The sequence below is a fragment of the Megasphaera elsdenii DSM 20460 genome (genome assembly GCF_003010495.1).
Lineage (GTDB): Bacteria > Bacillota > Negativicutes > Veillonellales > Megasphaeraceae > Megasphaera > Megasphaera elsdenii.
On sequence record NZ_CP027570.1, the window covers coordinates 1,811,940 to 1,827,156 of the forward strand.

The following is a 15,217-nucleotide window of genomic DNA, read 5'->3' on the forward strand; positions in this document are numbered from 1 at the left end:
TCGCTCTGTTTATCTTTTATTTAACTTCCCTTCCTATACTGATACCAACAAAATGGTCATGAATAGAAAGGGGAGTTTTTGTTATGTATGAATTTCATGCGAAAAAGGAAGACATGGCCCTGTCGGTATGGCAGCGTTTGTGGCAGAAAATCCTGGCTTCACCAGCCGTCATCCTCCTGGTCCTGGCAGGGGTTCTCTGCTTTGCGGCAAATCACCTGCTGGTCGTCACGGACCCTGTGGAATCGAATTATGCCCTGACGGCCAAGGAAATGCTCCTTTCTGGCGACTACTTCTCGCCGCGCATCTTTGGTAATTACTGGTACGATAAACCAATTTTCTTCTATTGGGAAATCATTGCTGCTTTCAAACTCTTCGGCATCAGCGATTTCTCAGCCCGCTTTTTTCCGGCCCTGTTCGGTATGGCCGGTATCGTTTTGGCTTATGGCTTTACGGCTCGTCTGTATGATAAGAAGACGGGATTCCTGACGGGCCTCATCTTGCTGACGACAGTGGAATATTTTTACTTGTCCAAGGCCATCATTACCGATATGACGCTCTTCGTCTTTTATTCGGCCTGCCTCATGGCTTTTTACATTGCCTACAGCGAAGGGAAGCCACGCTGGTACTACCTGGCCTATTTCTTTGCCGGCCTGGCTGTCTTGACCAAAGGACCTATCGGCCTTTTCCAGCCGGGGCTCATCATCCTGCTCTTCCTCGTATGGCGCCGGGACCTCAAGGCGCTGCGGCATATCAAGCTCGTTTCCGGCCTGACCCTGTTCCTGGCGACGACCCTGGTCTGGTACGGACCGATGTACGCCCTCCACGGCAGTGATTTCATCAGTCAGTTCATCGGCGTCCATAATATCCTGCGGGCTACCGTCTCGGAACATCCCCAATATAATGTCTGGTATTATTACAGTGCCGTCTTCCTGGCAGGCTTCGTGCCCTGGGTCTTCACGCTGCCCCTGGCTTGGCGTGACTATGGCCTGTCCCGGAAAGTCGCAGCGGCCTGGCGGGCAAAGCGGCTGCACCTGCCTGTTTTATCTATGAAGACGCAGTTCCTCATCGTCTGGGCAGCTACGATCTTTGTGACTTATCAGCTCATGGCGACGAAATACATGACCTATACCTTTCCCTATATGATTCCTTTGGCTATTGGTTTTGCGTCGTATCTGAAGAAATATGACCGACTGGTCCTCAACCTGGCCGGCATCGTCATCGCCATCTATGTGGCTGTGACCTTTACCGTCATCGTTCCCCAGTGCCGACAGGCCTCGGCGTATGGCGCCGCCCAGGTCGTCAGCAGCCTGGCCGATGACGAAACGACGGTCGTCACCTATGGTGGCCGCTATCCCGTATCCTTGACATACTATTCCGGCCATACGGCGTACCGCCTGGCGGAACGGGACAACATCGCCAGGATGCTGCCCGGCGGCATCAGCTGGAACGCCAAGAACGTCATGCCCTTCATGGCCATCGAAGACCTGCCGGACCAGGGCAAAGTCCTAGCCGTCGTCCGCGACCGCGATGAAGCCCGTTTCCTGCAGGACGTCTCAGGGACATGGCAGTGGCGCGCTCAGAAGGGCGTCTGGGTCATTTACCAAAAAGCATCGGATTTGTAAGGCTCCTGGAAAGGCCTTGTGACTGAATTGTAACAGCCCGTGCGTATACTATAGTCAACCTTGAAAGGGAGAGTGATAACGATGAAGAAATTCAACTATATAGTACGCATGATGCTGGTTCTGGTCGTCACCTTCATGACCTTCAGCGGCGCCGCCCTGACGGCACAGGCTGCCGAACCGCATAGCCATTCCCACCGCTGGGAACAGCGCGATGACCGCGACTACCGCCATCACGACGGCGATTGGGAAAAGAACCGGAAACATTGGGAAAAAGACAGGAAACAATGGGAAAAGGACCACAAATCAGAATCTCAGAAAAAAGTCGATAAAGCCAACCGTAAGGCCAACATCGCCATCGGCGTAGCCGCCGTAGCCACCATCATCGCCCTGGCGAAGTGAGTGGGGATAGTGGCTAGTAGTTAGTGGCTCGTGGCTCGTGCTTCGTAGGGGCGTCCCAAAGGGCGGCCCGCTTAATTCCTTGCATACAAAAAGGGGCTGTCGCACATGCGACAGCCCCTTTTAATTCTCGTCCCGTCTGTTATAATAGGGGGTGCAATTAGATTCTGTCATAAAGGAAGTGTATGTCATGAAATTAACGGACCGCCTGGCTGCGGCTGTGTCTCTCATTCCGCAGGGAGCCGTCATTGCCGATATCGGGACCGACCACGCGTATATCCCCGTCTCCGTTTGTCAAAGCGGACACTGCCCATCGGCCATTGCTGCCGATATCGTTCCCGGCCCGCTGGCCGCGGCTGTAGCTCATGTCCGCGGTGCCGGTTTGACCGACCGTATCGACTGCCGCCTTGGCGATGGCCTGACCTGCATCCAGGCAGGGGAAGTCGATGGCGCCGTCATCTGTGGCATGGGCGGCCCGCTGATGGTCAAAATCCTGCAAAACTCGTATGAGGTCTGGCAATCTCTGCACTTTGCCGTCCTCCAGCCCCAAAGCGAGGCCGGCATTTTGCGCCGCTATCTTTACCAGCACGGCTGGCACATCGAAGACGAACGGCTGGTTATCGACGACGGCCGCTTCTATGAAATGATGCGGGCTGTACCGGGTCAGGCCGACGCCTTGCCAGACTGGCTCTATGATATCGGCCCCGTGAACTGGCAGCGCCGCGACCCCTTGCTGGGCCGTAAGATTGATATTCTCATGGAGACAAAAGGGCATATCCTGGAAGGCCTGAGAAAGAGCCGCAAAGATGTGCACGAACGAATTGAAAAAATAGAAAGCGAATTACGCTTCTGGAGGGAATTGAAATGTCAACTACCGTAGGTGAAATCGTTAACGTCTTGAAAGGATGGGCGCCCTTATCGCTCAAAGAATCGTGGGATAACCCGGGCCTGCTCATCGGCAGTCCCGATGAAAAGGTCGATAAGCTCATGGTCACGCTGGACGTCATGATGGGAGCCGTCGACTATGCCATCGAACACGGCATCCAGATGATCGTCAGCCATCATCCCGTCATCTTTGACGGCTTGAAGTCCCTGCGTACCGATACGTACAGCGGCCGCCTGTATCAGAAGCTCCTGGCCCATCATATTTCCGTCTATAGCGCCCATACCAACCTGGACAGTGCCGACGGCGGCGTCAACGACGTCCTGGCCCGTCTCCTGGGCTTGACTGATTTGCAAGGCCTCGTTCCCGTTGCCGAAGATAAGCTCTATAAGATTGCCGTCTACGTTCCCGAAAGCCACGGCGATGCTGTCCGCCAGGCCTTGGCTGACGCCGGTGCTGGTTATATCGGCAACTACAGTGACTGCTCTTTCACGGCCAAAGGCGAAGGTCGTTTCAAAGCCCATGAAGGGACGCATCCCTTTATCGGTGAAATCGGCAAAGTCGAAAGGGCGGCAGAAGAACGGATTGAAACCATCGTTCCCGAAAGCAAACTCCATCAGACCGTACAGGCCATGGTGGCCGCTCATCCCTATGAAGAACCGGCATACGACATCTATCCATTGAAAAATGCCGGCCATCCCTTCATGATGGGCCGCGTCGGGACCTGGCCGACGCCGGAACCGGCAAGGGACGTCTTGAAGAAAATCAAGACCCTCCTCCATCGCGATGCCTTATCCTATGCCGGCGACCCTGACGTCACCGTTCACCGCGTCGCTCTCCTCGGAGGCGGTGGAGCCGGCTTCATTAAACTGGCCAAAGAGGCCGGCGCCCAGCTCTACCTTACAGGCGACGTCAAATACCATGACGCCCAGGAAGCCATCCGCCAAGGCATCGTCGTCGCCGACGGCGGCCACTTCGGCACCGAATTTCCCGTCGTAGCCGACCTCTGCCAGCGCCTGGAAGAAGCCGCAGCTAAAAACCAGTGGAACATCACCTGCGAAACCGACCCGACCAGTAAAGACATGCTGCAGTATATGTAAGGTGCCTTGCGGCGCGCCGTCCGCAATGGCTCCCCTGATAGGGGAGCTGTCAGCAAAGCTGACTGAGAGGTTGATTTCCTGGCAGATAGTGCCGCTGTGAAGTTTAAACACAGCCCATTCTTATCCAATGGCGGGATTTTACGAGCCACGAACCACGAGCCACAGCCTTTTTCACGGCCATCAGGCCCCACATCTCCCATAGAAAGGAAAATCTATCATGACTAAAGAAGAACATGTAAAACATTTATTAGAAGATCCGGTATATGCCATCATGGGCAATGAAGAGCTTTGCCTGGGCCGGAGCAATATGGACGTCGCCAAAGAACTGATTGCTGCCGGCGTCACCATTATCCAGTACCGGGAAAAACATAAGAAATGGCGCGCCAAGTACGAAGAAACCAAGGCCATTGCCCAGCTCTGCCACGACCACAACGTGACTTTCATCATGAACGATTCGACGGACCTGGCCATTGCCTGCGGTGCCGATGGCATCCATGTCGGACAGGACGATGCCCCGGCTCAGATTGTCCGCCAACTCGCCGGCCCGGACGTCTTCATCGGCGTATCGACCAATACCATCGACGAAATGAAACAGGCCCTGGCTGACGGCGCCGATTACGTCGGTTTCGGCCCTATGTTCCCGACGCAGTCCAAAAAAGACGCCGACGAAGTCGTCACGCCGGAAGCCAAAGCCTATGCACTGCACTATGAACTGCCCGTCGTCACCATCGGCGGCGTCAGCCTGGAAAACATCCGCAGCCTCTACGACGAAGGCTTCCGCTCCTTCGCCATGATTTCCGCTATCGTAGGCCAGAAGGATATCAAAGGCGCCGTAGAAAAAATCCGCCAGACATTGGGGTGTTAGCTATAAAGCGAATATAGCGAATATAGCGCAGATGGCAGGCCGCCGTCCGCAATGGCCCTGATAGGGGAGCTGTCAGCAAAGCTGACTGAGAGGTTGATTTCCTGTCAAATAGTATCGCCGTCCGCTCGGACTCAGATGCGGCGTTCCGCCGCGACAGACTCATGATTGTATTACGACCGTGTGTTACCTGTCATAAATTCCGGCTGTGCTCAAGATTCACGCGGCCTTTTTGGCCCGTCAGGTGCCGACCAGCGGAAGGCGCAGGACGGCTGCCAAAACGGACAGCTGTGGCTGGGCAGCCCGTTATGAGATTTGGCCATACCTATTCTTGTATGATGGTAGGTTTTTACGAGCCACGAACCACGAGCCACTATTTTTTACGAGCCGAGGGGTTCCCGCGGCGATGTCGTCAATTTGAGCTTGTCGCCGCGTAGCGGCAGCTGAGTTCGAGGCGAGCGGTCTGCGGCCGTCAGGCCCTTGACTCTCATCCATAAATATGCTATCCTATACGAATGATGAGTATGAAAAGCAATCGCTAGTGCTTTTGCATTAGAGGAAAGTCCGAGCTCCGTAGGGCAAGATGCCGGCTAACGGCCGGCGAAGGTGACTTTAGGGATAGTGCCACAGAAATGTGTACCGCCACGCAAGTGGTAAGGGTGGAACGGTGCGGTAAGAGCGCACCAGCGGTGCAGTAATGCATCGGCTAGGTAAACCCCATCTGGAGCAAGACCGAATAGGGGAGGGATGAAGCGGCCCGCTGATCTTCCGGGTTGTGTCGCTTGAACATGCCGGCAACGGTATGTCTAGATAGATGATTGCTGCTGCGCAAGCAGAACAAAACTCGGCTTACTGATTACTCATCACCTTGTGAATGTAAAGGGGTTGTCGTGCGAAGGTTCCTGCCATCATGCGAGACCCCTTTCTCTTTATAGTTTATAGTACGGAGTTTGTAGTAGAAGATGACTTTAAATTTAAAAAACTTCACTACAAACTACAAACTTAGCACTCAAAAGGCGCTGTCTTTATGCGACAGCGCCTTTACATTTCCCCTTGTCCATGATATTATTTCAATAAGTGGTTTCAGATGGTAATAAACCATAAGAATGAATTACCATGATAATGAATACTTAAACAAACAAAAGCGAGGGATTTAAGTTGGCATTAATCGTTAAGAAGTTCGGTGGCAGCTCCGTTGCGACGCCGGACAAAATGCGGGCTATTGTACAACGAGTCTTGAAAGGCAAACAGCCGGAAGACAAAATCGTCATCGTTGTTTCAGCAATGGGGGATACAACAGACGAATTAGTAGCATTAGCCAAGCAGATCACTTCGAAGACTTACGGCCGTGAAATGGACATGCTCCTGACGACGGGCGAACAGGTCTCCATCGCCCTCATGGCTATGGCTTTCCAGGAAGCTGGCCAGAAGGCTATTTCCTTTACGGGAGCACAGGCCGGTATCAAGACCAGCGACGCCTTTAACAAAGGCCGCATCCTGGCATTGAAACCGGGCCGCATCATGAAGGCTTTGGACCAGGGCAATATCGTCATCGTCGCAGGCTTCCAGGGTATCACCGGTCATGGTGATATTACGACGCTCGGCCGCGGTGGCTCCGATACGACGGCAGTTGCCATTGCCGGTGCCATCCATGCTGATGTTTGTGAAATCTATACCGACGTTGACGGCGTATATACGTCCGATCCCCGTGTCGTTCCCAATGCGAAGAAAATCGACCAGATTACGTACGGCGAAATGCTGGAAATGGCGAAACTCGGCGCCGGTGTCATGCAGCCCCGTGCCGTAGAAATGGGCAGCCGCTTTGGCGTCCCCATTCACGTACGCTCGACTTTTTCTGAAGATGAAGGAACTATGATACAGGAGGATTGCTCTATGGAAGTCAAACAGTATCTCATCCGCGGCGTCGCTTCGGATAAAAATGTTGCAAAAATCACCGTTTTAGGGATTCCCAATAAACCGGGCTTTGCTTATCGCGTTTTCGCTGAATTGGCAGAAAAACACGTCGATGTCGACATGATCGTCCAAAGTGTCCGCATTGCCAACGAAGGCGTTACGGATATCACCTTTACCATCGCCCGCACGGACCTCGAACAGGCTAAGGCTGTCCTGGCTAACCTGCGTAAGGAAATGCCTGTCGAAGACGTCCTCATCGATGACAAAATGGCAAAAGTTTCCGTCGTCGGTGCTGGCATGGCCGGCCATCCGGGCATCGCTGCCGGCATGTTCGGCGTCCTCGGTGACAACGGCATCAATATCGAAATCATTTCCACTTCGGAAATCAGCATTACCTGCCTCATTTCTGAAGACGTCATCGATAAAGCCGTCAAAGCTATCCACGCGCACTTCTTCGACGAAGACTAAGGGGGATACATGTCTGTATTGGATAGCTTTACAGAAGAGATGCTGCAGTCTGAACTGCCCAAACGGGTCATCCTCGAACGCCTGACCCACGGCCTGGAAGTCGAAAAGCCGCCGCAGTTTGCCATCCCGGCTCCGAAGTACACCTTTGAAACGAACCTGCACGGCTTCCGTTACGATTACCAGAACCAGACCGTCACCATTTCCTATAAAGTAGCCCGCGGCCTTCATGACGATATGACCGTGTCCTTTATGACCTTCCGGGTCATCCTGGAAGGACTGGGCGTTTGTATCCGAATGCAGAAGTGGTAGTGAAATACAGAGGGGGTTGCCGCCAATGCGGCAGCCTCCTTTTTGCGGTAAAAGAGGGAAATCGTAGGCCGCAGATGGCCGTCCGCAATGGCTCCCCTGATAGGGGAGCTGTCAGCAAAGCTGACTGAGAGGTTGATTTCCTGTCAGATAATGCCGCTGTTCGTTCGGACTCAGATGCGGCGTTCTGCCGCGACAGACTCATGAAATAAACGCAGGTCGCAGATGGCAGGTCGCCGCGGTCCTGTGGACCGCAAAAAAAATACACGGCCCTTGGCCTTGTGCGTAGGGGACGCCTAAAAGGCGTCCCGCTGTGAAATTTAACCACAGCCCATTCGGGTCTAATAGTGAGCTTTTACGAGCCACGAACGATGAACGAAAACGGGGGCCAATTAGGCCCCATCTCTCCCCGAAAGGAAGGAAACCGATGCATTGTGGAACCGATATCGTACAAATCAGCCGTATTGCGGATATGGCATCGCGTCACGGCCATTCACTAGGACGCTTTTTCACGGCCCAGGAATTATCCTATTGCCAGCGGCCCGATGGCACGTGGCGGGCTGAATCACTGGCCGGCATCTTTGCCGCTAAAGAAGCCTTGTTCAAAGCCTTGGGCACGGGTTTCCGCCAGGGGAAATGGACGGACGTTGAAGTCTGTCATGATTCACTGGGCGCCCCATATTACCAGTTCCACGGCTACTACGCCCAGGCTGTCCCACTGAAGACCGAACAGCCTCCGTCCCTGTCCATCGCCCACGACGGCGATTACGCCATTGCTTTCACTGTGTTGGGGTAGAAGGGGCCGTTGTTCCCTCGTACTCAGATGCGGCGTTCTGCCGCGACAGACTCATGATTGTATGACGACCGTGTGCTATTCGTCATAAATTCCGGCTGTTCACAGGATTCGCTGCGGCCTTTTTGGCCCGTCAGGTGCCGACCAGCGGAAGGCGCAAGACGGCTGCCAAAACGGACAGCCGTGGCGGGACGCCTTTCAGGCGTCCCCTACGGTATCGCATACAGGCGATGGAAAAGGACACGGCCACAGGTCACAAAAAATGCACGGCCTACAGCCGGGTGCGTAGGGGACGCCCAAAGGGCGTCCCGCTGTGAGGTACAACCATAGCCCATTCAGCCCTGATAGTATGTTTTTACGAATCACGAGTTACGAACCACGGTCTTTTCCACGAGCCGAGGGTATCCCGAGGCGATATCGTCACTTTGAGTTTGACGCCGCGCAGCGGCATCTGATTCCAAGGCGGACTGCGACTGGCGGTATGCAATCTGCGGGGCCATCAGACCCCTTTACAAAAAGGAGAAATATATTATGCAAAAAATTACTACTGCTGCTCAGATGCGGAATATGGACCGGATCGCCATGCATGGCGTATATGCCATGGCTCCGGTTGTCCTCATGGAAAATGCCGGCCACGCCGTGGCCGAACGGGCCGGTGCCTGGCTTGACGGCTGGGACGGCAAGGACGTCGTCCTCTTTTGCGGAAAAGGCAACAACGGCGGCGACGGTTTCGTCATTGCCCGCCATATTTTAGCTGCCGGTGCCAGGGTTTATGTCTATGTCCTCGGCAAGGAAGAAGATTATAGCGATGAAGCGCGTCAGCACTTGCACACCTTGCAGCAGCTGGCTGATGAGGAAACGTGCCTGCTCTTGTCGGCGCCGCAATCCGATGCCGACTGGCAGCTCCTGCAAAAACGGCTCCTGGCCTCGTCCGTCGTCATCGACGCCATGTTGGGGACGGGCTTCCACGGCAGCCTGCGTCAGCCCCTTGCTTCCATCGTTGCCGAAGTCAATGCTGCTGCCGCCGCCGGTGCCGTCACGGTCATTGCCGTCGACATGCCGACTGGCGTCAACTCTGATACAGGCGCTGTCAGCAATGGCGACGATGATGAAGACGGGCCGCTCTTTGCCGATATGACCGTCACTTTTGGCGCCCTCAAGCGGGGCCTGGTCCTTTATCCCGGCCGGGCCTGTGCCGGCCACGTCGAAGTCGATCCCATCGGTATGCCCGGCCCGCTGCTCATGCAGCTCGAAGAAAATCCGGCTTACTTGTTGCAGGAATCGGATATCGCCGAAATCGTCGTACCCCGCAGCCCGGACAGCCATAAAGGGACGCACGGTACCATTGCCATCGTCACCGGCAGCAGCCAGATGGCCGGCGCCGCCCTCATGGCCGCTCATGGAGCCGTCCGCAGCGGGGCAGGCAAGGTCTTTCTCCGCGTACCGGGCGCGACGGCGCCGTACTGCATCGGCGTCCAGCCGGAAATCATGGTCCGCGGCGTCGGTACGGGCGACCATTTTACTGCCGCTGATGCCGATGAAATCATTGCCGAAAGCAAGAATTGGTCCGTCCTGGCCATGGGTCCCGGCCTGGGCCGTGATGCAGAGACGAAAGAATTTCTCTTGAAAGTCCTGGCCGCCGTGACCTGCCCGGTCGTCCTCGATGCCGATGCCCTCAACCTGCTGGCCGGCGAAAAGGCCCTCATCGCTTCCCGCGGCAGCCGCATCATCATGACACCGCACTTGGCTGAATTTTCGCGTATCAGCGGTCTGTCTATGGCAGAAATCAAAGCGGACCCCATCGCGGCAGCCCGGCAGTTTGCTTCGGAATGGAAGGTCAACCTCGTCCTCAAAGGGGCGCCGACGCTCATCGTTTCAGCCAAGACGGGCAATGTCTACGTCAATTCCACAGGCAATGCCGGCATGGCCTGCGGCGGCATGGGAGACGTCCTGACCGGCATGATTGCCGCTATGATAGCTCATCAGGGCATGAGCGACTTGTGCAGTGCTGCCTGCGCCGGTGTCTATCTCCACGGGGCTGCTGGCGATGCCTGCCGCAAGGACCACGGCCCTTATGGTTTTACCCCCATGGAAACAGCCGATGTCCTGCCGCAGGTCCTGGCATCCTTAGAAGAAGATTTGGCCCTGCCCATTTTGCAGCAGCCCTTGATTGGAGGAAAATAACGTGAAAAAAAGAAGCTTCTTTACAGCCGCTCTGGCCCTGGTCATGAGCCTCATGCTCATCCTGGCCGGCTGTGGCAACAGCGCTTCGTCCAGCTCGTCTGGCGGAGCCAAAGCCGTTCAGTCTTTGACGGCTTCTGACAAAGATTTGCGCGTGTCCGTCCTTAACGTCGGCCAGGCCGATGCGACGCTTATCCAGTATAAAGGCAAGAACATGCTCATCGACACGGGTGACGTCGACAGCCGGGCTGATTTGGTAAAACAGCTCAAAGAACGCAAGGTCAAAGACCTGGACATCGTCGTCATCACCCATCCCCACGGTGACCACATGGGCGGCATGGCAGAATTGTTCAAAGATTTCAAAATCAAACAGATTTACGACAATGGCCAGAGCGCCAATACGGCCATGTACCGCAATTATCTGAAGAACATCAAAGCCAAGAACATCGCCTATAAAGTCTTGAAGAAAGGCGATACCTTCACCCTTGGTGATGACGTCAAATTCACAGTCCTGTCGCCGGCCAAACCCTTTACCAAAGAAAATACCCAAGGTGTTTCCGAAAGCGGCCTGACTAACAATAATTCCATCGTCTGCAAGATGACCTATGGTCAGTTCTCCATGATGTTTACTGGCGATGCCCAGAAAGAAGCGGAAGACCAGATCCTCAAGGCTTACAAACCGGCCGACCTCAAATCGGACGTCCTCAAAGTCGGCCATCACGGCAGCAAGACCTCGTCGTCCGACGCCTTCGTCAAAGCCATCGCGCCGAAAGCGGCAACCATCTCCTGTGCTGCCGGTAATCAGTACAAATTCCCGCATGAACCGACCTTGAAGACCTTGCAGAAATACAACGTCGAAGTCTATCGCACCGACCGCAACGGTACCATCACCATCACCACCGACGGCTCGTCGTACAGCATCGCAAAGGAGCACTGATATGAAAAAGGAACTCATCGGAAGTATCGACCGCATTACCGAACAGACAGCCTGCATCATCCTCAACGACGATGAACACCAGCTCCAGATTCCACTCGAACTCCTGCCAGACGGCGCCGATGAAGGCATGGCCTTCACCATCACCATCGAACGCAACGAAGAAGAAGAAAAACGCCTGGCCGAAGAAATCGCAACCCTAAAAGAAAGCCTCTCCCAATAGGAGAGGTTTTTTCTTTTGCTTTTTACGGATTACGAGCCACTGCCTTTCCTCGGACTCAGATGCGGCTGCGCCGCGACAGACTCAAACTAACAACGACGCTTCGGGAAGCCCTCAGCACGTAGCGGGCCGCCCGCCGCTACCATCTGTCCAGGTAACCGTTCTGTACTTGACGTGTTAGAATATTTTGGGCGGCCCCTACGAATGCGGCTGCGCCGCAACAAACTCATGAAATGAACGCAGTTCGCCGGTCGCAGATGGCAGGCCGCTATGGCCCTGTGGACCGCAAAAAAATCACGGCCCATGGCCTTGTGCGTAGGGGCCGTCCCGGTCAGGGCGGCCCGCTGCGATATTCAACCACAGCCTGTCCGAGTATAATGGCAGGCCTTTACGAGCCACGAACAACGAGCCACTGCTTTTCCCTCGGACTCAGATGCGGCTGCGCCGCGACAGACTCAAACTAACAACGACGCTTCGGGAAGCCCTCAGCGCGTAGCGGGCCGCCCGCCGCTACCATCTGTCCAGGTAACCGTTCTGTACTTGACGTGTTAGAATATTTTGGGCGGCCCCTACGAATGCGGCTACACTGCAATAAACTCATGAAATGAACGCAGTTCGCAGGCGGTCGGTCGCAGTCTGCGCGGTCCTATGGATCGCAAAAAAAATCACGGCCAGCGGCCTTGTGCGTAGGGGACGCCCAGAGGGCGTCCCGCTTGTGAGATTCGACCATAGCCTATCTGAGTATAAGCAGGCTTTTCAAGCTACTAGCCACAAATCACGAGCCCACGGCTTTTCCTCGGACTCAGATGCGGCTGCGCCGCGACAGACTCAAACTAACAATGGTCCTATGTCAAGATTTCGGACAAATTAAATTGAGGTTTTTCGTTTCTTAGATTCCCAGACGCATATTATGTTTCTGGAAATCAGCATACAGCTTTTCATAGTCATCCGGTGACATGTAGTTGCAATGGCTATGAATGCGTACGGTGTTGTAAAAGGTATTGATGTATTCAAACACCAACAAGTACGCTTGCTGATAATTTTGAATCTTGAAGCGATTGAGCCATTCCCGTTTAATCAGGGAGTGGAAGGATTCGATGCAGGCATTGTCCCATGGATAGCCTTTCTTCGAATAGCTGCGGCGCATTTGGGATGTCTCCCGAATATATGCCTGCGAAACATACTGGCAGCCACGGTCCGAATGGATAACCAACAGCTGTCCGGGTTTCCGGCATTGTTTGGCTTCCTGCAGCATCTTGACGATGCCGGCGACGTCCAGATTACGGGCCAGATTCCAGGCGATGATTTTCCTGGAGAACAAATCCATAATGCTTTCCAAATAGACGAAACCTTCAGCTGTCCAGATATAGGTGATGTCGCTGCACCATACTTGATCCGGTTCTTCAGGATTGAAGCATTCCTGAAGGATATTCACCAGCGCCACGTCAAAGTCACTGTTACGGGTCGTTACGGTGTAATGCTTTACCCAGCAGGCCTGAATGCCCATTTGCCGCATGTATACGCCAACTGTGCGTTCAGAGATACTGTCCCCGTTCTGCTGCATAACTTGGGCAATCTTCGGGGCTCCGTAAATCTGCTTGGAATCGTCGTAGATAGTTTGAATCTTTTTCTTCATCTCCTTGCGGTGCTGGGCCTGTTTCGATGGTTTGCGCGCCGCCCAGTCATAATATCCTGAAGAAGAAACGTCGAGTTCAGAAAGCACTCCGGACACCGAAAAACGACGTTCTGCCTGATGGGCATTTTCGGCTTCTTCCTGGACACTGCGATAGATGGCAATGGTCATTTGTCCAGAATGCTGATAGCTTTTTTTAGGACATTCAACGCATCCTTCGCATCCCGCAGTTCACGCTGCAGACGGGCGATTTCCTTAGCTTCATCCGAAGCATAGTTGCCGGAACCACGATAAGGCATTTCGCCATTGTCCTTCAGCTGCTTTTGCCAACGGGACAAGGTTTGTGGAGCAATACCTAGATTCGTAGCACAGCCAACCAAGCCGAGTTCCCGATGTTCATGATAATATTTAACTGCGTTGATTTTGAATTCTTTGTTGAATTTTGCCATACTGAGGCCTCCTTAGTTAATCCTATTGTACCACCATTAGGAACCTCAGTTTGACTTGTCCTATTTATATGCTAACACCACAACGACGCTTCGGGAAACCCTCAGCGCGTAGCGGGCCGCCTTCACAGGACGGTCCCTGCGATGCAGCCGAGCTGCGTCAAACTCATGATTATATTATGACCGTGTGCCATTTGCCATAAATTCCGGCTGTTCACATAAGTCACGGCGGGCCGCCTTGGACAGGTCGCCCCCTACATATCGCATACAGGCGATGATTGGGAAGGCCGTTTACCGAATATAACCCAAATACACGGCTAACGGCCTTGTGCGTAGGGGCTGTACCAAGCCTTTTTGGCCCGTCAGGTGCCGACTAATAGGAGTCGCAGGACGGCTGCCAAAACGGACAGCTGTGGCTGGGCAGACCGCTCTGTGATATTCAACCACAGCCTATTCGAGCATAATGGTGAGCTTTTCTCGATGAGCGATTTCCCGGTTGTACAAAGAAATTGAAATCTGATACAATAAACTCAAGGAGGTGTGGCCGATGGATGAAGAGATGATGCAGGATGTAAAGGAGCAGCTGGTGGGCGCGTTGGACTATGATCAAGCAGCGAAAGGCGTTTTGTCACAGAAAATGGTGCTGGCTTATATCTTGAAACGGACGGTTCCCGAATTTGAATCGGCCAGCCTCGACGATATTGCCAATATCTACATCGAAGGGACGCCGGAAGTCAGTACGGTTCCGGTTTCTAATTGATTTCTTCACAAAAAGGAACCGAATTTACCAATAGCGACTACAATAAAATAAAGAAGGTCTATACCATCTGGATTTGCATGGAAGCCCCGCAGGGAAAAAGCGCTATCAACCGCTATCAGCTGAAAGAACAGCATTTGCTGCACCGCTATAAGGAACCTTGTCAGAATTATGACCTCATGGGCATCATCTTTGTCTATCTGGGAAACAGCAAAGTCAAAGACCGGCTGATAAACCTGCTTGATTTGATGTTCAAATCATCAAAGAACGCCAGTGAAAAGATTACGACCCTGCATAATGATTTTGGGATTGATTTGACACAAGAAGGAGAGGGGGATTTGGAAGTCATGTGCAACTTAGGAGAAGGAATCTACGAAGATGGCCTGATGAAAGGCAAACAAGAAGGATGGGAGAAAGGTAGAAAAGAAGGCAGAAAAGAAGGCAGAAGGGAAGGAAAATTGGAATTAGCTCTTGAAATGTTGAAGGATGGGATGGCCTTAGAAAAAGTAGCAAAGTATAGCAAATTATCACTTTCCATCATCAAGGAACTTGCTAAACAAAATAAATTGATTTAGGAATAATTACAAAACACCGCTACGGGGCAAGAAACCATTGGCGGTGTTTTTGTTGAAATTCCCTCGGATTCAGATGCGGCGTTCCGCCGCGACAAACTCAAATTGACAATGACGCTTCGGGAAACCC

General features: G+C 53.5%; 15 protein-coding genes and 1 other RNA gene. 14 read left to right on the forward strand and 2 right to left on the reverse strand.

The annotated features are described in order from the left end of the window. Positions 1 to 83 precede the first annotated feature (83 nt). The 12 genes from C6362_RS08670 (at position 84) to C6362_RS08725 (ending at position 11,682) form a co-directional block, all read left to right on the forward strand. Positions 84 to 1,622 (forward strand): ArnT family glycosyltransferase, encoded by a 1,539-nt coding sequence (locus C6362_RS08670; protein ID WP_014017036.1) that lies wholly within the window; start codon positions 84 to 86, stop codon positions 1,620 to 1,622. An 81-nt stretch (positions 1,623 to 1,703) separates the two neighbouring features. Further along, complete coding sequence (locus tag C6362_RS08675) at positions 1,704 to 2,021, forward strand: hypothetical protein (RefSeq protein ID WP_014017035.1); 318 nt, start codon at positions 1,704 to 1,706, stop codon at positions 2,019 to 2,021. 187 nt (positions 2,022 to 2,208) lie between these two features. After that, positions 2,209 to 2,898: a tRNA (adenine(22)-N(1))-methyltransferase gene (locus C6362_RS08680; protein ID WP_014017034.1), complete on the forward strand. Its 690-nt coding sequence runs from the start codon at positions 2,209 to 2,211 to the stop codon at positions 2,896 to 2,898. Further along, positions 2,883 to 4,001 (forward strand): Nif3-like dinuclear metal center hexameric protein, encoded by a 1,119-nt coding sequence (locus C6362_RS08685; RefSeq protein WP_014017033.1) that lies wholly within the window; start codon positions 2,883 to 2,885, stop codon positions 3,999 to 4,001. The genes C6362_RS08680 and C6362_RS08685 overlap by 16 nt, the downstream gene beginning before the upstream one ends. Before the next feature lie 217 nt (positions 4,002 to 4,218). Beyond that, positions 4,219 to 4,866, forward strand: a complete 648-nt coding sequence (thiE, locus tag C6362_RS08690; protein ID WP_014017032.1) for a thiamine phosphate synthase — start codon at positions 4,219 to 4,221, stop codon at positions 4,864 to 4,866. A 516-nt stretch (positions 4,867 to 5,382) separates the two neighbouring features. Then, positions 5,383 to 5,730, forward strand: an RNA gene (rnpB, locus tag C6362_RS08695) — RNase P RNA component class A. A gap of 291 nt (positions 5,731 to 6,021) precedes the next feature. Beyond that, positions 6,022 to 7,245: an aspartate kinase gene (locus C6362_RS08700; protein WP_014017031.1), complete on the forward strand. Its 1,224-nt coding sequence runs from the start codon at positions 6,022 to 6,024 to the stop codon at positions 7,243 to 7,245. A gap of 9 nt (positions 7,246 to 7,254) precedes the next feature. Then, on the forward strand, positions 7,255 to 7,554 hold the full coding sequence (locus tag C6362_RS08705) for a hypothetical protein (RefSeq protein ID WP_014017030.1): 300 nt from the start codon (positions 7,255 to 7,257) through the stop codon (positions 7,552 to 7,554). A 424-nt stretch (positions 7,555 to 7,978) separates the two neighbouring features. Then, entirely contained in the window at positions 7,979 to 8,347 is a 369-nt protein-coding gene (gene acpS, locus C6362_RS08710; RefSeq protein WP_014017029.1) for a holo-ACP synthase, read from the forward strand. 528 nt (positions 8,348 to 8,875) lie between these two features. After that, on the forward strand, positions 8,876 to 10,528 hold the full coding sequence (locus tag C6362_RS08715; protein ID WP_014017028.1) for a bifunctional ADP-dependent NAD(P)H-hydrate dehydratase/NAD(P)H-hydrate epimerase: 1,653 nt from the start codon (positions 8,876 to 8,878) through the stop codon (positions 10,526 to 10,528). A gap of 1 nt (position 10,529) precedes the next feature. Continuing rightward, positions 10,530 to 11,462, forward strand: coding sequence for a ComEC/Rec2 family competence protein (locus C6362_RS08720; RefSeq protein WP_014017027.1), 933 nt, complete (start codon positions 10,530 to 10,532; stop codon positions 11,460 to 11,462). A 1-nt stretch (position 11,463) separates the two neighbouring features. Continuing rightward, positions 11,464 to 11,682 carry a DUF3006 domain-containing protein gene (locus C6362_RS08725; protein ID WP_014017026.1) on the forward strand — a complete coding sequence of 73 codons (219 nt, stop codon included), beginning with the start codon at positions 11,464 to 11,466 and terminating at the stop codon, positions 11,680 to 11,682. 886 nt (positions 11,683 to 12,568) lie between these two features. On the opposite strand, the gene C6362_RS08730 is transcribed toward C6362_RS08725, so the two are convergent. Together C6362_RS08730 and C6362_RS08735 are read right to left on the reverse strand one after the other, a co-directional pair. After that, positions 12,569 to 13,483 carry an IS3 family transposase gene (locus C6362_RS08730; RefSeq protein WP_014015019.1) on the reverse strand — a complete coding sequence of 305 codons (915 nt, stop codon included), beginning with the start codon at positions 13,481 to 13,483 and terminating at the stop codon, positions 12,569 to 12,571. Beyond that, positions 13,480 to 13,761 carry a transposase gene (locus C6362_RS08735; protein WP_014015018.1) on the reverse strand — a complete coding sequence of 94 codons (282 nt, stop codon included), beginning with the start codon at positions 13,759 to 13,761 and terminating at the stop codon, positions 13,480 to 13,482. Before C6362_RS08735 ends, C6362_RS08730 begins: the two co-directional genes overlap by 4 nt. Positions 13,762 to 14,305: 544 nt before the next feature. Here C6362_RS08735 and C6362_RS08740 point away from each other — a divergent pair. Together C6362_RS08740 and C6362_RS12205 are read left to right on the forward strand one after the other, a co-directional pair. Next, positions 14,306 to 14,518, forward strand: coding sequence for a hypothetical protein (locus C6362_RS08740; RefSeq protein WP_014017025.1), 213 nt, complete (start codon positions 14,306 to 14,308; stop codon positions 14,516 to 14,518). Then, positions 14,515 to 15,090, forward strand: coding sequence for an RpnC/YadD family protein (locus C6362_RS12205; RefSeq protein ID WP_014017024.1), 576 nt, complete (start codon positions 14,515 to 14,517; stop codon positions 15,088 to 15,090). Before C6362_RS08740 ends, C6362_RS12205 begins: the two co-directional genes overlap by 4 nt. Positions 15,091 to 15,217 lie beyond the last annotated feature (127 nt).